Source organism: Nonomuraea aridisoli, assembly GCF_003236395.1.
In the GTDB taxonomy this organism is placed as follows: Bacteria; Actinomycetota; Actinomycetes; order Streptosporangiales; family Streptosporangiaceae; genus Nonomuraea; species Nonomuraea aridisoli.
On the sequence record NZ_POUD01000003.1, the window covers coordinates 64,934 to 88,230 of the forward strand.

At 70.3% G+C, this 23,297-nt stretch carries 30 protein-coding genes and 1 pseudogene; 12 read left to right on the forward strand and 19 right to left on the reverse strand.

What is annotated here, in order from left to right; genetic code table 11:
• Positions 1 to 108 precede the first annotated feature (108 nt).
• The 4 genes from C1J01_RS01460 to C1J01_RS01475 form a co-directional block, all read right to left on the reverse strand.
• The gene (locus C1J01_RS01460; protein ID WP_235854169.1) at positions 109 to 2,361 is read right to left on the reverse strand and encodes a xanthine dehydrogenase family protein molybdopterin-binding subunit; all 2,253 of its coding nucleotides are present in this window, start codon (positions 2,359 to 2,361) and stop codon (positions 109 to 111) included.
• Positions 2,358 to 3,344 (reverse strand): FAD binding domain-containing protein, encoded by a 987-nt coding sequence (locus tag C1J01_RS01465; RefSeq protein ID WP_111175218.1) that lies wholly within the window; start codon positions 3,342 to 3,344, stop codon positions 2,358 to 2,360. The genes C1J01_RS01460 and C1J01_RS01465 overlap by 4 nt, the downstream gene beginning before the upstream one ends.
• Positions 3,341 to 3,850 carry a 2Fe-2S iron-sulfur cluster-binding protein gene (locus C1J01_RS01470; protein WP_111175219.1) on the reverse strand — a complete coding sequence of 170 codons (510 nt, stop codon included), beginning with the start codon at positions 3,848 to 3,850 and terminating at the stop codon, positions 3,341 to 3,343. Before C1J01_RS01470 ends, C1J01_RS01465 begins: the two co-directional genes overlap by 4 nt.
• A 194-nt stretch (positions 3,851 to 4,044) precedes the next feature.
• On the reverse strand, positions 4,045 to 4,629 hold the full coding sequence (locus C1J01_RS01475) for a CHRD domain-containing protein (RefSeq protein ID WP_111175220.1): 585 nt from the start codon (positions 4,627 to 4,629) through the stop codon (positions 4,045 to 4,047).
• 283 nt (positions 4,630 to 4,912) lie between these two features.
• Here C1J01_RS01475 and C1J01_RS01480 point away from each other — a divergent pair, with 283 nt between their 5' ends.
• From C1J01_RS01480 to C1J01_RS01490, 3 genes are all read left to right on the forward strand, one after another.
• Entirely contained in the window at positions 4,913 to 5,668 is a 756-nt protein-coding gene (locus C1J01_RS01480) for an SDR family oxidoreductase (protein WP_111175221.1), read from the forward strand.
• Positions 5,669 to 5,721: 53 nt separating this feature from the next.
• Positions 5,722 to 5,949, forward strand: coding sequence for a hypothetical protein (locus C1J01_RS01485; RefSeq protein ID WP_111175222.1), 228 nt, complete (start codon positions 5,722 to 5,724; stop codon positions 5,947 to 5,949).
• Positions 5,950 to 6,145: 196 nt separating this feature from the next.
• Entirely contained in the window at positions 6,146 to 7,363 is a 1,218-nt protein-coding gene (locus C1J01_RS01490; protein WP_111175223.1) for a low temperature requirement protein A, read from the forward strand.
• 64 nt (positions 7,364 to 7,427) lie between these two features.
• Here the strand turns inward: C1J01_RS01490 and C1J01_RS01495 are convergent, their stop codons facing one another.
• The gene (locus C1J01_RS01495) at positions 7,428 to 7,862 is read right to left on the reverse strand and encodes a cupin domain-containing protein (RefSeq protein ID WP_111175224.1); all 435 of its coding nucleotides are present in this window, start codon (positions 7,860 to 7,862) and stop codon (positions 7,428 to 7,430) included.
• A gap of 181 nt (positions 7,863 to 8,043) precedes the next feature.
• Here C1J01_RS01495 and C1J01_RS01500 point away from each other — a divergent pair, with 181 nt between their 5' ends.
• Both C1J01_RS01500 and C1J01_RS01505 read left to right on the forward strand, forming a co-directional pair.
• Entirely contained in the window at positions 8,044 to 8,517 is a 474-nt protein-coding gene (locus C1J01_RS01500) for a hemerythrin domain-containing protein (RefSeq protein WP_111175225.1), read from the forward strand.
• 79 nt (positions 8,518 to 8,596) lie between these two features.
• On the forward strand, positions 8,597 to 8,968 hold the full coding sequence (locus tag C1J01_RS01505) for a TraR/DksA family transcriptional regulator (protein ID WP_111175226.1): 372 nt from the start codon (positions 8,597 to 8,599) through the stop codon (positions 8,966 to 8,968).
• A 59-nt stretch (positions 8,969 to 9,027) separates the two neighbouring features.
• On the opposite strand, the gene C1J01_RS48955 is transcribed toward C1J01_RS01505, so the two are convergent.
• Entirely contained in the window at positions 9,028 to 9,249 is a 222-nt protein-coding gene (locus C1J01_RS48955) for a hypothetical protein (RefSeq protein ID WP_146615432.1), read from the reverse strand.
• Positions 9,250 to 9,337: 88 nt separating this feature from the next.
• Positions 9,338 to 11,812: a transglycosylase domain-containing protein gene (locus C1J01_RS01510; RefSeq protein WP_146615433.1), complete on the reverse strand. Its 2,475-nt coding sequence runs from the start codon at positions 11,810 to 11,812 to the stop codon at positions 9,338 to 9,340.
• A gap of 124 nt (positions 11,813 to 11,936) precedes the next feature.
• On the opposite strand from C1J01_RS01510, the gene C1J01_RS01515 reads away from it, so the two are divergent.
• Entirely contained in the window at positions 11,937 to 12,992 is a 1,056-nt protein-coding gene (locus C1J01_RS01515; protein WP_146615434.1) for a hypothetical protein, read from the forward strand.
• A gap of 169 nt (positions 12,993 to 13,161) precedes the next feature.
• Here C1J01_RS01515 and C1J01_RS01520 read toward each other — a convergent pair whose 3' ends face one another.
• From C1J01_RS01520 to C1J01_RS01530, 3 genes are all read right to left on the reverse strand, one after another.
• Positions 13,162 to 13,821: a CGNR zinc finger domain-containing protein gene (locus tag C1J01_RS01520; RefSeq protein WP_111175229.1), complete on the reverse strand. Its 660-nt coding sequence runs from the start codon at positions 13,819 to 13,821 to the stop codon at positions 13,162 to 13,164.
• A 50-nt stretch (positions 13,822 to 13,871) separates the two neighbouring features.
• Complete coding sequence (locus tag C1J01_RS01525) at positions 13,872 to 15,083, reverse strand: MFS transporter (RefSeq protein ID WP_220039681.1); 1,212 nt, start codon at positions 15,081 to 15,083, stop codon at positions 13,872 to 13,874.
• Positions 15,084 to 15,250: 167 nt separating this feature from the next.
• Positions 15,251 to 15,658: a RidA family protein gene (locus C1J01_RS01530; RefSeq protein ID WP_111175230.1), complete on the reverse strand. Its 408-nt coding sequence runs from the start codon at positions 15,656 to 15,658 to the stop codon at positions 15,251 to 15,253.
• Between the two features lie 97 nt (positions 15,659 to 15,755).
• Between C1J01_RS01530 and C1J01_RS01535 the strand changes: the two genes are divergently transcribed.
• Positions 15,756 to 16,175, forward strand: a complete 420-nt coding sequence (locus C1J01_RS01535; RefSeq protein ID WP_111175231.1) for a winged helix-turn-helix transcriptional regulator — start codon at positions 15,756 to 15,758, stop codon at positions 16,173 to 16,175.
• Here C1J01_RS01535 and C1J01_RS01540 read toward each other — a convergent pair.
• From C1J01_RS01540 to C1J01_RS01550, 3 genes are all read right to left on the reverse strand, one after another.
• Entirely contained in the window at positions 16,147 to 16,494 is a 348-nt protein-coding gene (locus C1J01_RS01540; RefSeq protein WP_438943084.1) for a MerR family transcriptional regulator, read from the reverse strand. The genes C1J01_RS01535 and C1J01_RS01540 overlap by 29 nt on opposite strands.
• Positions 16,495 to 16,566: 72 nt before the next feature.
• Positions 16,567 to 17,271, reverse strand: coding sequence for an SDR family oxidoreductase (locus C1J01_RS01545; RefSeq protein ID WP_111175232.1), 705 nt, complete (start codon positions 17,269 to 17,271; stop codon positions 16,567 to 16,569).
• A 62-nt stretch (positions 17,272 to 17,333) separates the two neighbouring features.
• Positions 17,334 to 18,242 (reverse strand): alpha/beta hydrolase, encoded by a 909-nt coding sequence (locus tag C1J01_RS01550; RefSeq protein ID WP_111175233.1) that lies wholly within the window; start codon positions 18,240 to 18,242, stop codon positions 17,334 to 17,336.
• A gap of 121 nt (positions 18,243 to 18,363) precedes the next feature.
• Between C1J01_RS01550 and C1J01_RS01555 the strand changes: the two genes are divergently transcribed.
• Positions 18,364 to 19,212 carry a helix-turn-helix domain-containing protein gene (locus C1J01_RS01555; RefSeq protein WP_111175234.1) on the forward strand — a complete coding sequence of 283 codons (849 nt, stop codon included), beginning with the start codon at positions 18,364 to 18,366 and terminating at the stop codon, positions 19,210 to 19,212.
• Positions 19,213 to 19,232: 20 nt separating this feature from the next.
• Here the strand turns inward: C1J01_RS01555 and C1J01_RS01560 are convergent, their stop codons facing one another.
• The 4 genes and pseudogenes from C1J01_RS01560 to C1J01_RS53635 all read right to left on the reverse strand — a co-directional run.
• The gene (locus C1J01_RS01560; RefSeq protein WP_235854170.1) at positions 19,233 to 19,607 is read right to left on the reverse strand and encodes an SDR family NAD(P)-dependent oxidoreductase; all 375 of its coding nucleotides are present in this window, start codon (positions 19,605 to 19,607) and stop codon (positions 19,233 to 19,235) included.
• Positions 19,608 to 19,687: 80 nt separating this feature from the next.
• The gene (locus C1J01_RS01565) at positions 19,688 to 20,092 is read right to left on the reverse strand and encodes a RidA family protein (protein WP_111175235.1); all 405 of its coding nucleotides are present in this window, start codon (positions 20,090 to 20,092) and stop codon (positions 19,688 to 19,690) included.
• A gap of 26 nt (positions 20,093 to 20,118) precedes the next feature.
• Complete coding sequence (locus C1J01_RS51820; protein ID WP_235854171.1) at positions 20,119 to 20,322, reverse strand: hypothetical protein; 204 nt, start codon at positions 20,320 to 20,322, stop codon at positions 20,119 to 20,121.
• A 37-nt stretch (positions 20,323 to 20,359) separates the two neighbouring features.
• Positions 20,360 to 20,521: pseudogene (locus C1J01_RS53635) on the reverse strand (amidohydrolase family protein); the annotation flags it as partial.
• Here C1J01_RS53635 and C1J01_RS01575 point away from each other — a divergent pair.
• The 3 genes from C1J01_RS01575 to C1J01_RS01585 all read left to right on the forward strand — a co-directional run bounded on the left by C1J01_RS01575 (position 20,479) and on the right by C1J01_RS01585 (position 21,936).
• On the forward strand, positions 20,479 to 20,628 hold the full coding sequence (locus C1J01_RS01575; RefSeq protein WP_220039683.1) for a hypothetical protein: 150 nt from the start codon (positions 20,479 to 20,481) through the stop codon (positions 20,626 to 20,628). The pseudogene C1J01_RS53635 and the gene C1J01_RS01575 sit on opposite strands and share 43 nt — an antisense overlap.
• Before the next feature lie 100 nt (positions 20,629 to 20,728).
• The gene (locus C1J01_RS01580) at positions 20,729 to 21,571 is read left to right on the forward strand and encodes a helix-turn-helix transcriptional regulator (protein ID WP_111175236.1); all 843 of its coding nucleotides are present in this window, start codon (positions 20,729 to 20,731) and stop codon (positions 21,569 to 21,571) included.
• The gene (locus C1J01_RS01585; protein ID WP_111175237.1) at positions 21,568 to 21,936 is read left to right on the forward strand and encodes an Atu4866 domain-containing protein; all 369 of its coding nucleotides are present in this window, start codon (positions 21,568 to 21,570) and stop codon (positions 21,934 to 21,936) included. Before C1J01_RS01580 ends, C1J01_RS01585 begins: the two co-directional genes overlap by 4 nt.
• Here the strand turns inward: C1J01_RS01585 and C1J01_RS01590 are convergent.
• On the reverse strand, positions 21,863 to 22,543 hold the full coding sequence (locus tag C1J01_RS01590) for a molybdopterin cofactor-binding domain-containing protein (RefSeq protein WP_111175238.1): 681 nt from the start codon (positions 22,541 to 22,543) through the stop codon (positions 21,863 to 21,865). The genes C1J01_RS01585 and C1J01_RS01590 overlap by 74 nt on opposite strands.
• A 351-nt stretch (positions 22,544 to 22,894) precedes the next feature.
• Entirely contained in the window at positions 22,895 to 23,032 is a 138-nt protein-coding gene (locus C1J01_RS01595) for a hypothetical protein (protein ID WP_220039684.1), read from the reverse strand.
• Positions 23,033 to 23,064: 32 nt separating this feature from the next.
• Between C1J01_RS01595 and C1J01_RS01600 the strand changes: the two genes are divergently transcribed.
• On the forward strand, positions 23,065 to 23,292 hold the full coding sequence (locus C1J01_RS01600) for a hypothetical protein (protein WP_181448518.1): 228 nt from the start codon (positions 23,065 to 23,067) through the stop codon (positions 23,290 to 23,292).
• Positions 23,293 to 23,297: the final 5 nt, after the last annotated feature.

A 23,297-nucleotide genomic window follows, 5' to 3' on the forward strand; every position in this document is an offset into this window, starting at 1 on the left:
GCAGGGAACCTGTGCCGGGCGGCTGAGACTACCTGACGATCGAGGCGGTTCGACAAGAAAGCGTGCCCAGACCTCGACGAGAGTCTGGGCACGGCGACGTCGAGCGTCCTAGCGGAAGAGTTTGTCCAGGGTGATCGGCAGGTCGCGGACGCGGACGCCGGTGGCGTTGTGGACCGCGTTGGCGATGGCGGCGGCCGTGCCGATGATGCCGACCTCGCCCGCGCCCTTGGAGCCCATCGGGTTGATGTACGGGTCGCGCTCGTCCAGCATGTGCACCTCGATGGAGCCCACGTCGGCGTTGGCCGCCACGTGGTACCCGGCGAGGTCGTTGTTGACGAAGTTGCCGTAGCGGTGGTCCACCACGGTCTCCTCGAACAGCGCCATGGACAGGCCCCACGTCATGCCGCCGAGCAGCTGCGAACGGGCCGTCAGCGGGTTGATGACCCGGCCGATGTCGAACACGCCGAGCAGCCGCGGCACCCGTACCTCGCCGGTGTCCTCGTGCACGCGGACCTCGGCGAACTGGGCGCCGAAGCTGTTGAACTCGTACTTCGCGAGGTTGGGGTCGTCGGGCATGGCGGTGGTGACCTCCAGGCCCTCCGCGGGGATCGTGCCGCCGTTCTTGTCCAGGGCCGCGCGCAGCTCCCGGGCGGCGGCGTAGATCGTCGTGCCCCAGCTGTTGATGCCCGACGAGAAGCCGCCACTCGACGCGCGGGGATACCTCGTGTCGCCGATGTGCAGGGTCACGCGGTCCAGAGGGACGCCCAGCGCCTCGGCGGCGATCTGGGCGAGCGTCGTCCAGGAACCGGTGCCGATGTCGGAGGCGGCGATCCGCACGGTGTAGCGGCCGTCCTTGTCCACGCTCGCGGAGGCGGTGCTTCCCGGCAGGCGCGGCGACGGGTAGGTCGCGGCGGCCACACCCGTGCCGATCAGCCAGCCGTCCTTTCGCCGTGCCCGCGGCTTCTTGTCGCGGTGTTTCCAGCCGAACCGGCGGGCGCCCTCCTCGAAACACCTGACCAGGTGGCGGCTGGAGAACGGCTGCCCGGACTCGGGATGGGTCTCCGGCTCGTTGCGGAGGCGGAACTCGATCGGGTCCATGCCCATCTTGAGGGCGAGCTCGTCCATCGCCGACTCCAGCGCGAACATGCCGGTGGACTCGCCCGGCCCGCGCATGATCGTCGGGACGGGCAGGTCCAGGAGGGCGATCCGCGTGGTCGTCCGCCGGTGGGGCGCGGCGTACATGGTCCGGCTTCCCTGGACCGTCTGCTCGGCGTACTGCTTGGCCTTGGCGGTCTCCTGCACGGTGTCGTGCGCGATCGCGACGAGCCTGCCGCGGGCGTCCGCGCCGAGCCGGACACGCTGGACGGATGCGGGGCGGTGGCCGACGAGCGTGAACATCTGCTGACGGGTGAACATCAGCTTCACCGGCCTGCCGGGGACGAGCCGCGCGCCCATCAGGGCCAGCGTGCCCCACAGAGCGGAGAAGTCCTTCGAGCCGAACGCGCCGCCGACGTAGGGGGAGACGAGACGCAGGCGCGCCGGTTCGACGCCGAACGCGGTGGCCAGCAGCCCCTGCGGGGTGGTGACGCCCTGCGAGCCGCAGTAGAGGGTGATCTCGTCATCGGTCCAGGTGGCGACGGCGGCGTGCGGCTCCATCGGGTTGTGCTGCTGGATCGGCGTGGTGTACGTCTCGTCCAGCTGGTGCACCGCCGACGCCATCCCGGCCTCGAAGTCCCCCACGGCCGTGTCGGCGGGCGAGCCGTTCATGAGGTCACCGGGGAGCTGGCCGAACCCCTGGGCGTGCTGGGGCTTGCGCAGGTCGTCACGGTCGGCCCGCAGGTCGACGTCGACCGGCTCCGCGGCGTACTCGAACGTGACCAGGCCGGCCGCGTACCGGGCGGTCTCGATGCTCTCCGCGATGACCGCGCCGACGATCTGCCCGTGGTGGAGCACCCTGTCGGACTGCAGGATCACGACCTCCGGCTCGGCCGAGGCGAGCTTGGGGGCGTTCAGGTGGGTGAGCACGCCCAGCACGCCGGGCTCGGCCAGCGCGGCCTCCGTGCCGACCCCGGTGATCCGGCCGGTGGCGATCGTGGAGAGCAGCGGATACAGGTAGGCCGGGTTCTCGACCGGCCACTCGTAGGCGTAGGTGGCCGCACCGCGCACCTTCAGCGGGCCTTCGACGCGCTTGAGCGCCGCGCCGATGCCCCCTCGGACGGGTCTGCCGGCCGCCTCCACCGCCGTCACGGCGGTGGAGGCACGGGCCGGATCCGCCCCGACGGGCAGCACGGCCGCGCCGAGAGCGCCCACACCGGCCTTGATGACGGTACGGCGAGAAGGCTGGTCGTTCATGCGCGTCATGCCTCCTCGGCCAGGGTGCGCAGCATGCTGACGATGGTGTTGCGGGCGAGCGGCACCTTGAACGCGTTGCCCTTCAGCGGCTCGGCCGCGGCCAGCTCGGCCTCGGCGGCGGCGCGGAAGTTCGCCTCCGTCGCGGGGCGGCCGATCAGGTGCCGCTCGGCCGTGCGCGCCCGCCAGGGCTTGTGCGCCACGCCTCCGAGGGCGATGCGCACCTCCCGCACGGCGCCGCCCCGCACTCTGAGCGCCGCCGCCACGGAGACCAGGGCGAACGCGTACGAGGCGCGGTCGCGTACCTTGCGGTAGCGCGAGGTGGCGGCCACCGGCACGTCGGGCAGGTCGACGGCGGTGATGAGCTCGCCGTGCTTCAGCACGGTGTCGCGCTCGGGCCCGTCGGCCGGCGACCGGTACAGCTCGTTGACCGGGATCGTCCGCTCGCCGTCGGGGCCGACGGTGCGGATGACCGCGTCGAGCGCGGCCATGGCCACCCCCATGTCGGACGGGTGCATGGCGACGCAGCTCTCGGAGGCGCCGAGGATCGCCATGTCGCGCTGGTGCCCCTCCAGGGCGGAGCAGGCCGTGCCCGGCTCACGCTTGTTGCACGGCATGGAGACGTCGCGGAAGTACGGGCAGCGGGTGCGCTGCAGGAAGTTCCCCCCGACCGTGGCCAGGTTGCGCAGCTGGAACGACGCCCCCGCGAGCACGGCCTGCGACACCATCGGGTAGCGCCGCCGGACCCGCCGGTCGGCGGCCAGCTCGTTGTTCGACACGCCCGCACCGATCCGGAGCCCGCCTCCGGGCAGCTCCTCGATCGTGTGCGAGATGAGATGCCGGATGTCGACCAGCAGCTCCGGTTTGACCACTTCCATCTTCATCAGGTCGACCAGGTTCGAGCCGCCCGCGAGGAAACTGGCATCCGGACGGCCGGCCACGGCGGCGACGGCGGACGAGACGTCCGTGGCGCGCTCGTAGACGAACGGCTTCATGACCGCGCCACCTCTTCGATCGCCTCCACGATGTTGACGTACGCGGCGCACCGGCACAGGTTGCCGCTCATCCGTTCGGCGATCTCCTCGCGGCTGAGCGGGAACTCGTCGGCGTCCAGGTCCTCGCTCACCACGCTCGGCCATCCCTCCTCGGCCTCGCGCATCATGGCCACCGCCGAGATGATCTGGCCGGGCGTGCAGTAGCCGCACTGGAAGGCGTCATGGGAGATGAACGAACGCTGCACCGGGTGCAGCTCGTCACCCTCGGCCAGCCCGTCGGCGGTGACGACCTCGGCGCCTTCTCTGGCCACCGCGAGCGTGAGACAACTGTTGACCCGCAGGCCGTCGACCATGACCGTGCACGCTCCGCACTGCCCGTGGTCGCATCCCTTCTTCGCACTGGTGACGCCGAGCCGCTCGCGCAGCGCGTCCAACAAGGTGGTACGTGTGTCGACGGTGAGTGTGCGCTCTTTTCCGTCCACCCGCAGCGTGATTTTCCGCTCCATAATGGGTTTCTTGCTCTTTTCTCGATACGCAAGAACGGTCATTCGGGCAGCCCCGAGCTATTCGGATGCCGGCAAAGCTCGATCCCGAAGCCTAGTTGGCGGAAATCTCGGCGTCTCGCCCAAATTGCGGCTTACTGTCGTGCCGTCAACCCGTGGATAACGAGCTCGCCATCGAGTACACGTACGCGCCGGATCTACCAGCGCCCGCCCTTGACGAGCTGGCCGCGGACCGCGCCGTCGGCGAACTGCTTGGTGTGCAGGTTGGCGTACCAGTTCTTCGGGTTGGTCTTGATCCCGTTGAGCACGCTCAGGTCCTTGACGACGACGGAGCCGACGCTCGTGTTGCCCCGGGTCTTGCCGTTGGACAGCAGGTCGATGACGACGGGGCCGTTCACGCCGGCCTTGCCGCGGTGAATGTGGAACGCGGTGGGCCTGGCGACGTTCTTCCACTGGACGAGGTAGTACAGGCGGTTGCCCTGGATGCGGAACTTGGCGACCGCCAGCCCGTCGCGGTCGTTCACCTTCTTGCCCTTCTCGCGAACCTCGTTCTTGCCGAGGAGCACAGAGGCGAAGTAGTAGCTCCTGGCCTGGCTCGTCGCGGCCGTGGAAGCAGCGGACGCGGTGGAGCCGGTGGTGGCGGCGGCGGTGGTGGTGGTGGCTCCGGCCGGAACCGACATCACGCCGACGGCCAGGGCCGCGGCGGCCATGCCCATCACTCCGCGGGCCATCACGCGCTGCCACGAGGTGCCGTTGCCGACCTTCTGCTCAATGGTGTTCATCGGAGTCTCACTCTCACGTTCTGGTGTCTGTGTCGTTCGGACATCCAGGACGTTAGAGCGGGCCGCCGCCGCGCTGTACGTCGAAATCCACACATGACCCCGAGTGCGTACAAAGCCACACAGAACCTTCGGCGCAGGATCTGCCTGAAGGACGCCTACCGGAAGACCCGTGGTTGACCGCGGCTGAGGAATTTCGCGGCAGCTGTCACAGCCCTCAAGGCTGTCCGGTCTTAGCTGGCGACCGGGCGGCGACGAGGTCGCCCGGCGGACGGAAAGGTACGCGATGAAGATCGTGGTAATCGGCGGGACCGGCCTGATCGGGTCGAAGCTGGTGACGAAGCTGCGAGAGCACGGTCACGAGGCGGTGGCCGCGTCGCCGAACACCGGCGTCAACACGCTGACCGGCGAGGGGCTGGCCGAGGTGCTGGCCGGTGCGCAGGTGGTGGTGGACGTGTCCAACTCGCCGTCGTTCGAGCGGGCCGCGGTGCTGAAGTTCTTCGAGACCTCCACGGGCAACCTGCTCGCGGCCGAGGCGGCGGCGGGGGTGGGTCACCACGTCGCGTTGTCGATCGTCGGAACGGAGCGCTTGCCGGAGAACGGCTACTTCGCGGCGAAGATCGCTCAGGAGCAGCTCATCGAGAAGTCGGGGATCCCGTTCTCGCTCGTGCACGCGACCCAGTTCTTCGAGTTCACCCGCGGCATCGCCGACGACGCCACGGTGGACGGCCGGGTGCACATGGCACCTGTGCTCTTCCAGCCGATCGCCGGTGACGACGTCGCCCAGGCGGTCGGCCGAGCAGCGGTGGGCGCGCCGCTGAACGGCAGGATCGAGATCGCCGGGCCCGAGCAGTACCGGATGGACGAGTTCTTCCGCCAGGCGCTGGCCGCCTGGGGCGACCCGCGCGAGGTGGTCACCGACCCGCACGCGCGCTACTTCGGCAGCGAGCTGAGCGAGCGGTCGCTCGTCCCGGGTGACGGAGCCACCCTCGGCAAGATCCGTTACCAGGACTGGCCCGGCCGAGAGGCCACCGGAAAGTAGCCCGTCACCGGCCGGTCGGCCGGACGTCCATTCACGTCACGTACGGAGGACTGATGAGCGCCCAGAGCGGCGAGAACGACTTCCTGCACGAGCTGGAGATCGAGATCGAGGCGGAGGTGGCCCTGGCCGAGGCCGGCCACCCGGAGGAGGTTGCGGACCTGCCGATCAGCGACTGGCTGTTCGACCCGACGGACGTCGAACGCGAGGAGATCGGCCTGCGGGGGCTGCTCGACGCGGTCGAGGTGCTGGAGGACGGCTCACAAGCCGGCGATCCACGGTAGACGCGCTTCCTGCGCCGCCGTGCGGGAGCGGGCGTCACGCCGAGATGCCGCCCGCCGGGCCACGCCCGGCGGGCGGCATCGTCGGCGCGTTGTCACAAATCGGCACGTCGTCCGGTCTTCGCGACGGAACGTACGTCGCGTAGACAGGAGAACGACCTTGCCATCAGCAGGCACCACGATCCGGACCCGGGTCCGGATGAGCGCTCGTGCCATCGATGAGCCGCACCGCGCGTCGAGCCAGCTGGAGCTGCTGTTCGACCTGACCTTCGTGGTGGCGGTCGCGGCCGTCACCGCGCAGTTCGCGCACGACATCGCGGACGGTCACGGCCTCGCCGGGCTGATCCCGTTCCTCCAGGTGTTCTTCGCGATCTGGTGGGCGTGGATGAACTTCACGTGGTTCGCCTCGTCCTACGACACCGACGATGTCGCCTACCGGCTGCTGACCATGGTGCAGATGGCCGGCGTGCTGGTCCTCGCGGCCGGAGTCGCCGCCGCGGCCGATCACTCCGACTACGGGATCATCACGCTGGGCTACCTCGTCATGAGGATCGGGCTCGTCGCCCAATGGCTGCGGGCCGGCCGCGAAGACCCGGCGCGCCGCCGCACCGCGCTGCGCTACGCCGTCGGCATCGCCGTGCTGCAGGTGGGCTGGCTGCTCCGGCTCGTCCTCGTGGGCACGGAGGTCCTGCCCCCGTCGCTCGGCCTGCCGTCCTTCGTCTGCCTGGCCGTCCTGGAACTCGCGGTGCCACGGTGGGCGGAGCGGGCCAGAGCCACCCACTGGCATCCGCACCACATCGCCGAGCGCTACGGGCTGTTCACGATCATCCTGCTCGGTGAGAGTGTGCTGGCCGCGAGCAGGGGAGTCGAGGGGGCGCTCGAAGCGGGCCGGGTCAGCGGTCCCTTCGTGGTCGTCGCCGGCTCCGGGCTCGTCCTGCTGTTCGCTCTGTGGTGGCTGTACTTCCTCGGGCCGGCGGGGGAAGGGCTGAGCAGCCGCCGTGACCGGTCGTACCTGTGGGGATACGGCCACTACGGCATCTTCGCGGCCCTGGCGGCCCTCGGCGCCGGGCTCGAGGTGGCGGTGGAGCGGAGCGGGCACGACGTCGCGGCGTCGCCCCTGGCAGCCGGCTACGCGGTCGCCGTCCCGGTCGGCGTGTGTCTCGCCCTGCTGTGGGCGGTTCACGCGCTGGTCAGCGCGGAGCCCGTCCTCCGTCCGGCCACGGTGCTGGGGTGCGTCGTCGCCGTGTTGTCGCTGCCGGTCGCGACGCCCTGGACCGGTGTGGCCGCGGTGGTCGCGGCCATCGCGGCCGTCTGTGTGCTGCTGCTCGCCGTCACGATCCGGACGGCGACGCGCCGTCCTGGCTCGCGTGCCGGAGCACGTCGCGGTCGGCGAGACCCTCGTCCGTCCGCCCGGTAGGCGAGCAGCAGCCCGTGCTACGAGTCGCGCCGGGCGGCAGGCCGTACCGGCAGGGTCACCTCGGTCATGACCGTGGCGCCCGGCGGTCTCGCCGGGCTTCCAGCTCCTCCGGGCTGACCACGGTCAGCATCGGCTGCCCAGGCGCGCAGAACATCGTCACCACGAACGCCGACTCCTCGTCCGCCAAGTGGTTGCCGTCCTGGTAGTGGATCACGTCGCCGCCGGGCTCCCAGAACGCCTCCCCGGCCCGGACGACCCGCACGGGTTCGCCTTCCAGCTCGAAGTTGACGGCCCCCTTGACGACGAACCCGTACGCGGGCCCGGAGTGCCGGTGCGGCGGCGCGCCGGGGCTGTTCGGCGGCAACGTGACCAGGATCGTCATGGCCTCGGCCCCCTCCGGCGCGGGCGGCGCCCCCGGCACGGTGGCGACGACGTCGATCTTCGGCGGCGGCCCGCTCTTGTCCGGGTTGTCGAGGTGGTGAGAGTGATCGATGCTCATGGGGTTCCTTCGTCGGACGGTGGCCGGCTCCCTCCGGCCGTGCACCAGCTCAGACAACGCAGCGCCCGGATGTGTGACAACGCGTGGCGCTCCGTGGCCATCCGTTTCACGGCCACGCGGCGGGGCAGGCGGCCGTGGCCCCATCACAGCGGCAGCAGGCTTCGCGCGCAGGAAGGAAGACATGGACGCCATCGTGTTGCTCAAGGAAGACCACAAGACCGTCGAGGCCCTGTTCAAGCGCTTCGAACAGGCCGGCGAACGAGCTCACGCCGAGAAGCGCAAGATCGTGGACACGATCACGAAGGAGCTTGTCACGCACGCGTACATCGAAGAGGAGATCTTCTACCCGGCGGCCCGCGCCAAGGTCCCCGAGACGAGCGACCACGTGCTGGAGAGCGTCGAAGAGCATCACGTCGTGGTGTGGATGTTGTCGGAGCTGAAGGACCTCGACCCGGCCGACGAGCGCTTCACCGCGAAGGTGACGGTGCTCATGGAGAACGTCCGGCACCACGTCGAGGAGGAGGAGAAGGACTGGTTCCCGCAGGTCCGCGCCGCGATGGGACGCAAGGAGCTGCAGGAACTCGGCGAGCGCATGGCCGCGGCCAAGGCCGACGCGCCCTCCGACCCCCTCGCGGTCAAGAGCGCCAGGTCATAGCCCGGCCCCGGTTACCCGGCGGCGCCTGGCTCTTCGGCAGGCGGAGAGCGGGGGAGACGCCGCCGGGTAGCCTGGCGGAATGACGGCCGGACGAGAGTCCCGCACGCTCTCCGCCTCCCAGCAGGCGGCCCTGCGGGGCCTGCTCACCGATGAACGCGCGAGCACCCTCGCGAGGATCGAGACGTTGACGCGTGCCTGGGACGACATCGTCGCCTCCGCCGCACTCGTGGCCACGGACGACGAGCACGACCCGGACGGCGCCACCATCGCCTTCGAGCGGGCCCATGTGCAGGCCCTGCTCGACCAGGCCAGAACCCACCTGGACGACCTGGACCACGCGCTCGAACGGCTGAGCCGGGGCGCGTACGGCATCTGCGACCGCTGCGGCGGCCCCATCCCCATCGAACGCCTGCGCGCGCGACCAGTGGCCACGACCTGCGTCCGATGCTGATGCCTACCCGGCCGGCTCGCCGGCTCGCCCGTCTGGAGCCATCCCTGGCCCGTGAGCGCTCACCCGAATGACTCACCCACGTCCGTCACGCCGCAGATGTCGCACCGGTAGAGCGTGCCCTGGTTGTCCTCGCCGAACTCGCTCCACAGATGAGCGTCGCCCGCCAGGTCGAGCGGGTCGCCCGAGCAGTATCTCCGGGCGCCCCGGCGCACCGTCCCGGCCCGGCGGCCCGCGGACGTGACATGAGGCTCGGCAGGATTAGGGACGGCAGGCGAAAGCATGGCATCTCCCAGGCGAAAGGCTTCCCAAGCGGATAGGTGGCCCTGTCCTTTCCCAAAAGACACCCTCGAAACCGGCAATGCCCTCCCACTACGGGAGGCCCTGACCACCTGCGGAGATATCGGCGTCGTCGGAGGTGGTGATGTCGCCGGGATCGTCGTTGTCGTTCAGCGTGTCGTCCCCGTCGTCCGCGAACGGGTCGTCGTCCGTGCCGAGGTCGCTGTCGCCTGTGCCGTCATCGCCCACCTCGCCGCCGCAGGCGGGGTCGGCGGAGCAGGACGGATCGTCGCGCTCGTCGTTCGCGTCGAGCGGGTCCTCGGCCGGCTCGGGCTTGGGCTCCGGCTTCTGCACCAGGTCGTTCGCCTGCCCGCCGAAGACGGGCGCCGGGAACGGCACGACGGGCTTGCCGTTCATCGCGATCGTCATGAAGTCGCGCCAGATCTCGGTGGGCGTACCGGCGCCCTCGATGGCGCCGAGGGAGACCTCCTTGGACAGGGGATGGCCGTTGGCGTCCTTGACGACCTTCCCGGTCTTCGGGTCGGTCCGCCGGACCTCCTTGTACATCCCGACGGCGGCGGACACTTGCGGGGTGTAGCCGACGAACCAGGCCTCCTTGTTCTCGTTGTTGGTGCCGGTCTTGCCGGCGATCGGACGCCCGCCCGGCAGCGCGGTGCCCGCGGCGGTGCCGGACTTGACGACCTGCTGCATCGCGTAGGTGGCGTCGGCGGCGGTGTCCGGGCTGATGACCGTTTTCGGCAGGCCGGCCTCCTTCATGACGGCCATCCCCTGGAACGTCTTCACCGAGATGACGACGTGCGCGTCGTGGTGGACGCCGCCGTTGGCGAAGATGCCGTACCCGGTGGCCTGCTCGACCGGGGTGACCAGGCCGGCGCCGATGGACATGCCGTACGCGTGGTCCTCGACGGCCTGCTCCAGATTGTCCTTGTCGATCCCGGCGCCCTCGGCGATCCTCTCGACCGCCTTCAGCCCGACCTCCTGCGCCATCGTGGCGAACGCCGTGTTCACCGATTCGGCGGTGGCCCGGTCGACCTGCACGGCCGCGCCCACGTCGTGCGAGTTGCCGATCGGCTTCGTGCCCGGCAGCGTGACCGGTCCGTCGCCGGACACGTGACTCCTGAGGCTGTAGCCGTTCTCGAGCCAGGCGGCCAGCACGTACGGCTTGAACGCCGACGCGGCCTGCTTGTAGGCGTCGAAGGCGTTGTTGGTGAAGCTCTTCAGGTAGTCGCGGCCGCTGTAGAACGCGATCACCTGACCGTTGCGCGGGTCCACGGCGGCCATGTTCGCGCGGATGTGCTTGTCGCCGAGGGTGGCGAGATTGCCCTCGACCGCCTTCTTCGCGGCCTGCATGAGCTTCTTGTCGAACGTCGTCGTGACCCGGTAGCCGCCGCTGCGCAGCTTCTCCCTGCTGATCCCTCGCCCCTCCAGCTCACGCTGCACGATGTCGACCATGTAGCCGTTGATGCCGTGGAAGATCTCTTTCCTGTCCGGCTTGGCGAGCTCGGGGAACTTCGCCGTTTCTCGCAGCTGCCCGTACTTCGCCGGGTCCACGATCGCCATGCCGTCGATGACGTACGCGAACCGCTCGCGGGTCGGCGCCCAGTTCTTGGCCGCCTCGGCCTTGTCGAACGCGACCGGGCTCTGGATGCGGCCCGCCAGGTAGGCGCCTTCGGCGGGGGTCAGCTTCTCGACGTCCTTGTCGAAGAACGCCTGGGCGGCGGCCTGGATGCCGTTCGCGCCGCGGCCGAAATAGATGGTGTTGAGGTAGATGGAAAGGATCTCGTCCTTCGACATCTCCTTACCGGCGCGGATCGCGACGAAGATCTCCTTGACCTTGCGCTGCAGTGTGCGCTCCTGGCTGAGGCCGTCGTAGTAGCCGCGCACCATCTCCTGGGTGATCGTCGAACCGCCCTGCACCTGCCGGCCGGTCACGGTGCTCCACACCGCCCGCCCGATGCCGGACACCGAGATGCCCGGGTCGGTGCGGAACGTGCGGTTCTCCGCGGCGATGAAGGCGTCCTGGACGTGCAGCGGGATCTTGGAGAGCGGGACGATCTCGCGTTTGGTGCCGAGCCGGGCGAGCTCGGTCTTGCCGTCCCGGTAGTAGATGATGCTGCCTTGCTCGACCGCGTGGGCCTGGGTCTCCTCGGGCAACGACACGCTGGCGTACGCCACCATGATCATGCCGAACAGCCCCGTCGCCAGCACCGTGCAGGCGAGCACCACGACCTTCCAGCTGGGGACGAACCGTTTCCAGCCGGTACGGCGCGGGCGCTCCCCGCCCTCGTCCGACCGCCCCTGAGGGTCCCTGGGGCCGTCGTCACCCCCGCCGTCTCGTCCCCGGTCGCCGGATCTCCGTAACCGGTCGCGACCTGGCTGCGGGCGCTTCGCCTGGGCGTCGTCGGACGCGGCGCGGCGCCGCCGCCCGCGCGGGCTTTCTCCGGCGCCGTTACGGTCCGGCTCGCTCAGCGGGCTACGAATCCGCGGCCGAGCGCGCCGGTGGCCCCCGTGCGACGGCTCTTCGGCGGGCATCCCTGCGTCCTGCACTCCACCCTCCCCTTACGGTTAGCCCATAGATAGCGGTTATCCGTGAAAGGTGTCAAAACCGCTCAGGTCCGGCTGAGTACGGATACTCAGGTGTTGTTCCGGCGGCTTTCGTACGCTGCGGATCATGTCTCTGGTTGCTGCCGGCTCGTGGCTCTGGTGGACGGCCGGCGCGGTCGTGGTCGTCGCCGGCCTGTGGTTGTGGTGGGCCGCTCCCTGGGCGGACGGGAACGACCGGTGGAAACTGGTGGCCGACCAGCCGTCGGTCACGTACGGGCAGGTGATCGCCACCGGTGAGCACGACGCCTGGGCCTTCGGCTGGAAGATCCTCGGCATCGCCGCCTGGGTGCCGGTGGCCGACGGCCCGCACCGCCCCACGGCATTCCACTGGGACGGCGACCGCTGGAAGAAGAGCGACTTCCCCGTAGAGCGGGGAGACGTCGGCCCGGTCGCCGCGTCCGGCCCGTCCCGTGTGTGGGCCCTGGCCGGTGGCTCCGTCCTGCGCTGGGACGGGCGTGCGTGGACGACCGTACGGAAGATACCCGCCACGGCCTGGACCCTCGCCGCCGCCGGTGACGACGTGTGGCTCCTGGGTGACCGCGAGGTGTGGCACCACGACGGCACGACCTGGTCGATGTCGCGCGTCTCCTTCCGCACCCGCCACGTCAGCGCCCGTTCGGCCTCCGACGTCTGGGCCCTCGACGACGACGGTCCCTCGGTGCATCACTTCGACGGCAGGACCTGGACCCGAGTCGACCTGAGCGCGCACCTGCCGAAGGCCCCGCCCCCGTTCGCCGACGTCCCGCCCGGCCCGCTCCATGCTCGGCTGAGCGCCATCACCGCCGATCCGTCGGGCGTCTGGATCACCGGGGAGATCGGGATGTCGTCGTTCCTGCTCTTCTGGACCGGTTCCGGCTGGCAGACCGAGGACACCTCCGTGAAGGCCGGGCGCCTGCCCCGTGAGATCCCGCCCGTTCCCGACGGCAGGGGTGGCCACTGGTTCGTCGGCTCCACCGATGTCAACGGGCTTGACTCCGCCCTCGCCCATCGCGACCTCGTCGGCCACTGGACGAAAATTCCGGCCGGTGGCCAGCTCACGTCGTTGTCCGCCGTCCCAGGCGGTCCGCTCCTGGCCACCGGGAGGATCGGCAGAGCCTCAGGGGTCTTCCGCAACCTTCCTTGAGAGGAACGAGGCCGCGCGCTTCGTCGCCTACGTGGAGGCGCGATCGCCACGACTTCTCCGTACCGCGTACCTGCTCTGCCACGAGCGTCATGATCGTCCTGTGTGATCGTCGATACGGCGATGTTTCGTGGCTGTGTGCGGTCGGCCGGTGATCCTGGATCGGGAAAATTTACGGGGTGGCCGTTCGGGCGGCGCGGCGGCGTTCGGTGAGGCGGCGGGCCTTGGCCGTGGTGCCGCAGTCGGCCATGCGGCACCAGCGGCGGGAGCCGTTGCGGCTCTGGTCGAGGAACAACCACCCGCAGCCGCCTTCGGCCACGGGGCAGCGGCGCACCCGGGTCAGGTCGGCCGTCCGCAGCACGTCGAGTGCGGCTTCGGCGATCCGGTCGGGGATCAGCATGGCGGGCACGGTGCCGTAGGTGAGCCGAATCCGCGGCGGGTCGCCTCTGTCGAGCACCAGCGTCGCTCGGGCGGCCGCCCCGGACCAGCGTTCGTGCAGTGCGACGAGCGCGGCGCCCGCGGCGATCGGGTCGCCGTCGGTGGGATGGACGGCCGCGAGCAGCGCGAGATGCAACTGCTCGCGGATCTCTCGTACGGCGGTCAGACCCGCGTGGGCGGCCGCGGGATCGTCGCGCCATGCCCGATCGACTCGCTCGGCCTCCGCGTCGCTCATCAGGCCGACTCTGAGCGTCCAGCGCAGCAGGGCGGAGGAGCCGGACAGGAAGTCGTGGGGCGGGTCGCCGCCGGGCGGTGCTCCTCGTTCGAGCGTGTTGACCAGGTCGAGGGCGGGGTGCCCGCCGACCAGCGGCAGCCGGGACACGTCGAGTGGCATATCCGGGACGCTACCACCTAACGCGTTGACGGGGGTTGCCGAGCAATGGGTCACATGACGTGCTCGGTCAAGGGCTCCGAGGTGGTCGCCGACGCGACGTTCCGACGGCTGGAGAGGAGCGGTTCGGCCAGCGCGACGGCGAACGCCGCCAGGCTGAGCAGCGCCCCGGCGAGTGCCGTGCTGTGCACGCCCGGGCCGGTCAGCAGCACGCCGCCGAAGAGCGCGCCCGCCGTGATGCCCGTATTGAACGCCGTGGACGTGCCGGCGCTCGCCATGACGGACTCGCCCGGCGCGTACACGAGCACCCGCGAACCGAGAGCCGCGGTCAGGCCCGCCAGCGTGAAGCCGGACAGCGAGATCATGACGACGGTCGCGACCTGGGAGGCGCCGAACGCGTACTGCCCGGCGAGCGCGAGCGCCTGCAGACCTACGAGGCCCGTCATGGTGAGCCAGCCGTGGCGGTCGATGAGGTAGCCGACCACGAACACGCCGGCCAGGCCCGCGATCCCGCGTGCCAGCAGGAGCGGGCCGATCGACGACTCGGCGAAGCCGCTGACGCCGGTCAGGAACGGGCTGATGTAGGTGAACGCCGTGAACGCGCCGGTGACCGCCATCGCCGTGGTGGCCACGATCGACAGATAGCGGCCGCGGTCGGGTGCGCTGCCCCGGTCGGCCGCGCCCTGCCCCGCCGGTGTGCCGGGCAGTACGGCGGCCACCGTGACGAGGGCGAGCAGACCCAGGCCGCTGAGCACCGCGAACGCCACCCGCCAGTCGGTCAGCCGGCCGAGCCAGGTGCCGGCCGGGATGCCGGCCAGCGTGGCGGTGGAGGCGCCGGCGTACAGGATCGACAGGGCCCGCCCGCGCACCTCGGCCCGGAACAGGCCGGCGGCGGCCGGCGTCACGACGGCCCAGAACAGCGCCTGGCTCAGCGCGGTCACCATCCGGGCGGCCATGAGCAGCCAGTAGTCCCAGGCCACCGCTGACAGGCAGGTCGCCACGACGAAGACGGCCAACAGGACGCACAGCAGCGGCCGCCGGGGCAGCCTGCGGGTCAGCCGCGTGAGGGGCACGGTCACCACCACGATGACCAGGCCGTACCCGGTGACCAGTAGCCCGACCGCCGACGCGCCGACTCCCAGATCCGTCGCGATCAAGGGGAGCAGGCCGATCGGCAGCGCCTCCGTGGTCACGTAGAGGAACACCGCCAGGGTCATGGCGATCAGAGCGACGATCGCCGACTTGCCTCCGAACCGATCTCGCACGCTGCCTCCTCGGCTGAGCCACCACCGTAGAGCGTGATGCGAGTAGCTCCGTCACGCCCGCCGTCGTGGAATTCCCTCGGTGGCACGAACGTAGCCGCACTTGTGCTACCGGTCAATAAGGTTTAGATGGTAGCTATGGCTAGCGGTCGAAGAGGGCCGGTGCTCGCTCAGCCGGTGACGGCGGTCGCCTCCACCTCGATCAGGTGCTCGGGGGCGTGCAACGCGGCGACGCCGATGAGTGTCGCGGGCGGCACCGGCGTGGTGCCCAGGCGGGTCGCCGCTCGGGCGATGCCGTCGAGGAACGCGGTCATCTTGTCCGGGGTCCAGTCGACGACGTAGACGGTCAGACGTACGACGTCGTCGAAGGTGGCTCCCGCCCCCGCCAGGGCCGTGGCGACGTTGAGGTAGCACTGCTCCACCTGGGCGGCGAGATCGCCGGCGCCGACGGTGACGCCGTCGGCGTCCCAGGCGACCTGACCGGCGACGAAGACGAGCCTGCTGCCGCTCGCGACGGCGACCTGCCGGTAGACGTCCACCTGGGGGAGGCCGTCGGGGTTGATCAGGGTGATGGCCATGGGGGTCTCCTACGGTTTCTTGCGGTTACTCGGAAACCGTAGGAGAGTGAGCGCTGACGTGGAAGAACGCACTTTCTGGTGACGGAGGAACCTCCAAGTGACCACCCAGTTCAGCGGTACGGCCGAGGACGCCGACATCTCCCGCGCCGACTCCCTGGCGCGGGAGATCTTCTCGGACGTCGCCAACAAGTGGGCGCTCCTGATCATCGAGACGCTGGGCGACCGCACCCTGCGGTTCAGCGAACTGCGCAAGGGGCTCGAGGGCATCAGCCACAAGATGCTCACCCAGAATCTCCGGATGATGGAACGCAACGGCCTCGTCGAGCGGAAGGTGCACGCCACGGTGCCGCCGCGGGTGGAGTACACGCTGACCGAGCCCGGCCGCGCCCTGCGCGCCACCGTCGACCTGATGTGCGGCTGGACGCAGCAGTACCTCGGCCACATCGAGGCCTCGCGCCACCGGTTCGACGGTGGGAGTGTTCCGGACGTCAGGGGTGTGTACGGGTCAGGTCGATGAGCTCGTCGAGACGACGGAGCACGGACGCCAGCTCGTCCATCTTCGCCTGGATGCGGTCGCGCTGCTCGCGGAGCATCCTGCGCTGGTCGGCGTCCGTGTGACCCGAGTCGATGCACGGCAGCAACCGGGCGATGTGGCGGCTGGTCAGCCCCGCTGCGTAGAGCTGCTGGTAGAAGCGGACCCGCTCGACGGCCGACTCCTGGTAGACCCGCTGGCCGGCCGGTGTCCGCTCGGACTCCAGCAGCCCCTGCTCCTCGTAGTAGCGCAACGCGCGCACGCTCACTCCGGACAGCTCCGCGAGTCGGCCGATCTTCAGCACTGTCGAGTCCTCCCGCAGCGGGGCGCCATCGCCTGCCTCTGACGTCAACGTCAGATTCGAGTCTACAGCGGATCAGCGCCGCAGCTGCGGGTACAGGAGCGCCGGGTCCTCGCCGAGGCGCGCCTTCCACTGCCGCGTCGGCTCGTCGCCGAGCACCTCCATGGCGCCCGCCTCGATGCCGTCCACCGCCATCCGTGCGATCTGCGCCGGATCCGTCTTCTCGATGTCGGCCCAGGCCATCATGTCGGTGTCGACGCTGCCCATGGCGAGCCCGGTGACCTGCGTGCCCTGCCCGGCGAGCTCCAGCCGGATCCCGTTGGTGAGCGCCCACGCCGCGGCCTTGGACGCCGCGTAGCCGTTGGAGTGCTCGTACGCCCTCCACGCCAGCACCGACAACACGTTGAGGACGGCCCCGCCCCCGTTCGCCTTGAGGATCGGCACGAAGGCGCGCACCATCCGCAAGGTGCCGAAGTAATTGGTCTCCATCTCCAGCCGGATGTCGGACTCGGGGCCGTCGACGAGCTTGGCGAGTGTCGACACGCCCGCGTTGTTGATCAGCAGGGTCACGTCCTGGGCCTCCGCGGCGGCCTCGGCGACCGACGCGTCGTCCGTGACGTCAAGTCGGAGCGGGACGGCGCCCGGCAGGTCGACGGTCTCGGGACGGCGGGCGGTCGCGTAGACCTTCGCCACTCCCCGGCGCTGCAACTCCGCCACCAGGCTCCGGCCGATCCCACGGTTGGCCCCGGTCACCAGGGCGATCTGGTTCTGAATCCTCATGCCCGTCAAGCTAAAACCTGACGCTAACGTCAGAGGCAAGTGTGACGTGGGGCACAGTCCGATCAGCCCGCCAGGTGCTCGCCGAAGAAGGCCGCGAGCCGGGCGACGGCCGGGGTGACGTATTCGTCCTTGTCGTACAGGTCCACGTGCGTGGCGCCGTCGATGACGAACAACTCGCTCGGCTCACCGGCCTTCTCGACCGCCTCCCGGCTGAAGTACGCGGTCTCCGCCTCCGAGCCGATGATCATCAACAGCGGCCGGGGAGCGATGAGCCGGATCAACGCGTACGAGTCGTACTGGGCGATCAGGTCGATGCCGCGCAGCAACCAGGCGTTGTCCGCACGGGGATGCCGCCCACGCGGGGTGAGGTAGTACTCCTGCGTCTCCCGGAGCTGGGTGTTCAGCACGCCTTCCGTGCTCTCGGGGATCCAGGGCACCAGGTGCGGGGTCTCGCCGCGGGCCTCCGCCGTGCGCAGGGCGCCGGCCTGCTCGAGCATGGCCTGGAGAACCTCCGGCCCCTGCGTGCGGCCGAGCCCGTCACGGAACACCCCGCCCAGGTCCACGGCGCTGACGGTGGCCACGGACCTGATGCGGTGGTCGGTCTGCGCCGCGTACGGGACGTACCCGCCGGAGGCGCAGATGCCGAGAGCGCCGATGCGGGCCGGGTCGATGTCGTCGCGCACGGTCAGGTACGTCACCGCGGACTTGACGTCCTCGGCGCGCTGGAAGGGGTTCTCCAGACCGCGCGGCTCTCCCTCGCTCTCTCCCTGGTACGCGGCGTCGAACACGAGCGCGGCGAAACCGGCACGGGCCAGCCGCTCGGCGTAGACGCTCGCGGTCTGCTCCTTCACCCCGCCTCCCGGGTGGGAGACCACGACGGCCGGCAGCCGATCGCCGGTGTGGTCGTCCGGAGTGAACAGGATCCCGGCGATGGCCAGGCCGTTGCTGGGGAAGGTGACGTTCGTCTTCATGGCATCCGACGCTCGCACGTGCCGCACGCTGGAAAAAGGGGAGACTTTCGTCCTCCGACACCATTGTCCTGGGACAGACAGGGCCCCCTCGCGGAAGCTCGTCCGGGGGATACTGGGGCATATGAGCAACAACGCGCACCCCAGCGAGTTGGGCGATTTCCTCAAAGCACGGCGGACGGAGCTGAGCCCCGAAACGGTCGGGCTGCCCGACGCCGGCGGCAGGCGCCGGGTCAAGGGCCTGCGCCGCGAGGAGGTGGCCATGCTCGCGTCGATCAGCACCGACTACTACACCCGCCTGGAGCAGGGGCGTCGCCGGGCCTCTGAGCCGGTGCTCGACACGATCGCGCGGGTCCTGCGGCTCAGCGACGACGAACGCGCCTACATGTTCGAGCTGTCCGGCAAGGACGCCGCGCGGCCGCGCCGGCGGGTCGCCCAGAAGGTCCAGCCGCAGCTGCGGCGGCTGCTGGACGACCTCACCACCACCCCGGCCGTGGTCCTGGGTCGGCGCACCGACATTCTCGCGTGGAATCCCATGGCCGCCGCGCTGTTCACCGATTTCTCGCGGATCCCGGAGAAGAAACGCAATTTCGTACGGCTGGTATTCACCGACCCGGCCCTGCGGGCGCTGTACCCGGAATGGGAGTACATGGCCCAGGCCGGGGTGGCGCAACTCCGCATGGAGGCCGCCCGCGATCCGAGGGATCCGCGGCTGATGGAGCTGGTGGGCGAGCTGTCGGTGCAGGACGAGGACTTCCGCCGCTGGTGGGGCTCCCACACCGTCGCGGTCCGGGAGATGGGCACGAAGGTGCTGCGCCACCCGGTCGCCGGCGACCTCACCCTCGACTGGTCCACCCTCACCTTCGCGCCCGACCCCGACCAGCAGCTCGTCACCTTGACCGCCGAGCCCGGCTCACCCTCCCACGACGGCCTGCGCATCCTCGCCTCCTGGGCCGCCACCGCGGACCGCTAGCCGGCTCTCCCGCGCGTGGGTCAGAGCTGCGAGCCGCCCCCGTCGACGGCCAGCTCGGCGCCGTTGGTGTAGGTGGCGTCGAAGAGCGGGAACGCGACCGCCTTCGCGATCTCGCCGGTCGTGCCCAGCCGCCGCATCGGGCTCTCCGCCGCCATCTGCGCCTTCGTCTGCTCCGCCGCCTCCTTCGGCATCGACTTCTCCAGGATGCCCGAGTCGATCGGGCCGGGGCTGACGGCGTTGACCCGGATGCCGCGCGGCAGCAGCTCGCGGGCGAGGCTGCGCACCATCGAACGCACCGCCGCCTTGCTCGCGGCGTAGGCGCTGAGCATCGGCAGGCCCAGCACGTTCGCGACCCGCGCCGACGACCACGATCCCGTCGCGGCGACCTTCCTCACCTGCGCCGAGAACGCCCTCGCCCGGCGACCCGTCCCGGCCTGACCCGGCCGGAGGGCCGCCGAGACGGCTCCCTCGGCGTTCAATCGATGATCGCGGTGACCTCGGCCTCCACGAGGATGCCGGGCTCGAAGAGGATGTCGACCCCGATCAGCGCGAGCGGCGGCGTGGCGAGGTCGAACTCGCGGGCGGCCTGCTCGATGCCCGCATTGAAGGCGTCGTACATCTCCCGCTTCCACCCGGCGGCGTACCAGGTGAAACGGACGACGTCGTGGAACGTCGCCCCTGCCGCGTCGAGCGCTTTGGCGACGTTGCGGTAGACCTGGGCGACCTGTCCGGCGAGGTCACCCGGCGCCACGAGTTCGCCGTTCTCGTCCCAGGCGACCTGTCCGGCGATGTGGACCTGTTCGCTTCCCGTCGCCACCGCGACGTGGTGGTAGATCGGGACGCGGACGTGTCCCTCGGGGTTGATGAGCGTGACAGCCATGGAAATCTCCTGATCGGTGGTCAACTTCAGGCGAAGAGGTCTTGAGGAACGTTCGCCGCCCGGAAGAGGTGGTCGCGTGAGGCTTCAAGTTCCCGGCGCAGCCGGTCCAGATTCACGTCGAGCAGCCGTCCCTTGCATTTGCGGACCTTGCCGGCGACGATCACCGTCTCGACGTTGCCGCGGTCCATCAGCGCGACGACCGCCCCCGGCACGCTGTTGAGCGGGGTCACGTTGAGCGCGGTGGCGTCGAGGAGACACGATGTCGGCCTCCTTGCCGGGGGTGAGCGTGCCGGTCCTGCCGCCGAGCCCGAGATGCTCGGCGCCGTTGACGGTGGCGAAGCGCAGCACGTCGCGGACGGTGAGGAGCTCCGGCGTGCCCTTGGCCGGTGTCGGCCATTCGTCGGGCGGGGAGAAGTCGCCCTGTTCCAGGGCGGCGCCTGTTCGTCGACCGTCTCACCCCCGAAGAGCTCGACCGGTTCGCCGACATCGCCACCAAGATCCTCGATGGCCTCCAGGCGGAGCAGCCGGCCACCTGACGCGTCGGGACGAGGGTGGGAGTGCCAGGGCTACCCGGCCGGTGTCGGCCGTTCGTACGGTTGAGTCATCAGGTCCTGTCGAAACCGGAAGGACTTACTCATGACCGCCAACAGGCTCGGGGAATTCCTCCGCGCACGCCGCGCCGCGGCCGACCCCGCGGACCACGGGCTGCCCACGGGTCAGCGCCGCACACCTGGGCTGCGCCGCGAAGAGGTGGCCATGCTGGCCGGCGTGTCCACCGACTACTACATCCGGCTGGAGCAGGGTCGTGACAAGCACCCCTCGCCGCAGGTCGTCGAAGCCCTCGCCGGGGCGCTCCGCCTGAGCGCGGACGCCACCGACCACCTCCGTACGCTGGCCGGCCCGGTGCAGCCGCGCCGACGGGCCACGCGCACGGAGTACGCCGACGCCGGCCTGATCCGCCTCATGGACGGCTGGCACACCACCCCGGCGCTCATCTTCGACCGCTATCTCAACCAGCTGGCCGCCAACCCCCTGGGCGAGGCGTTGTTCGACTGGATGGGCGAGGAGACGAACGTGATCACCTCGGTCTTCCTGCTGCCCGCGGCCCGGACCTTCTACCGCGACTGGGAGCTCACCGCCGAGAACTGCGTGGCCGCGCTGCGCGCCACCGCCGGCGATGATCTGGACGACCCCGCCCTGCGCGCCCTGGTCGGCGAGCTGTCGCTGAAGAGCGCGGACTTCGCCCGCCTGTGGGCGCGCCACGACGTGCGCGGCAAGACCACGGAGATCAAGCGCTTCCACCACCATCTCGTCGGTGACCTGGAGCTGAGCTACCAGTCGCTGACCGTCAACTCCAGCCCCGGCCAGCAACTGCTCGTCTACCAGGCCGAGCCGGGCAGCCCCTCGGCCGACGCCCTGGCCATGCTGGGCAGCTACCGGCTCCCCGCCGCCCGCACCGCGGAAGAGCGGCAGGGATGAGGGCCGTCCTCTCGGCCACGCTGGCCGCCGCTTCAGCCCTCGTCCTCGCCGCCTGCGCCGCCCAGCAGGAGGCACCCCGTACCGCCATCACCGTTCAGGAGCCTTCCATGACGCCCACCAGCCGGACCGCCCACCCGTACGTGGGCATGTGGGTCACCGCCGACGGCCACATCCGCCAGGAGCTGACCGCCGACGGCCGCTACGACGAGGCGCGCGGCTCCCGCCAGAGCGCCTACACCGGCCGGTACACCGTCACCGGCAACAAGATCGACTACGTGGACGACACCGGTTTCACCGCCGACGGCGTCTTCGTCGACGCCGACACGCTGCACCACGGCGGCATGATCTTCTACCGCGAGCGCTGACTAACCCGGGCCGCCCGGACAGCGCCGCGAGGATCTTGTCCTGGGTGATCGGCAGGTCGCGGATGCGCCGGCCGATGGCGTGGTGGACGGCGTTCCCGATGGCCGCGGTCAGCCGGGTCGAGGGCACCTCGCCGAATCCGCGCGCCCCCAGCGCGTCGCTGGAGGGGTCCGGACGGTCGATGATGGAGAAGTCCATGTCCGGCACGTCGGCGTTGGCCGGCAGCAGGTAGCCCGACAGGTTCGGCGTGACGATCCGCCCCAGATGAGGATCGACCAGGGCGTGCTCGGTGAGCGCGATCCCCATGCACCAGATGGCCCCGCCGATTGCCTGGCTGCGCGCGGTCTTGGGGTTGAGCACCCGGCCGGGGTCGAAGACCCCGACGACCCGGCGTACGGTGACCCGCCCGACGCCGGGGTGGACGTGGACCTCGACGAAGAAGGCGCCGACCGAGTAGCGCATCGGCGTCTGCTCCGGCGGCTGGACGGTGACCTCGATCGGCTCGCCGTGGCGGCGCATCACCTCGCGGAAGCTGATCCGCCGCGCGCGCCGCTCGGTGTCGAACAGGTGACCGTCCCCGACGCCGATCCGGCCGCCGCCGAAACGCACCTCAGAGCGACCTGCTGAAAGAACGGAGTCCGATCGTTGGCATCAGGCGTGTCGGGCCACGACCAGAAAGGGCAGGCGGTGTTCGTCTCTGACGATCAGGTCGAGCCGACCACCGTCCAGCTGTTCACCTCGAGCTATCACGAGTTATGGCGGGCCGACGCTCCACCGGCGTTTCCCGATGAGGGCGCCAACGGCCCCAGGACCATGTTCTTCCCGCCGCTGGGCGGTTACCGATTCTTCGTCATGACCGAGCCGCCCGGCGATCACAGCGCGTCCGGTGACGTCGACGTCGAGGCGGGGCTGCGCGAGATGGAGGAGAAACTGCCCGGCATCACCCGCCTGAGCCGTCCGCTACGAGGGGTTCGTGCCCGGCGATGCCCAGGGCCGGAGTTTGTCGGGGTTGCGAACCGCCCAGACGTGCTTGATCCGGTCGTCCGCGACGTCGAACGCCACCACCATCACGGTGACGCCGTCCCGCCGGACGGACACTGCACAGCGCCGCGGCGTACGGGGTCTTCACCGTGGCGGTGTTGCACCTGGTCACCGCGGTCCTGGTGTGGCGCCCGGGCGGCGGCTCGCCCGCGCCCATCCGGTACGCGGCCGTGTTCATGGGGCTCACGCTGGCGCAGATCGCCCTCGGCATCGCGCACCTGACGGTGCTGCACGTGCCGTTGGGCGTGCTGATGTTCGGCATGAGCCTGCTTCGGCTCAGCCAGGTGCGCAAGGGGGCCGCCCTGCCGGTGCGGTGACGGGC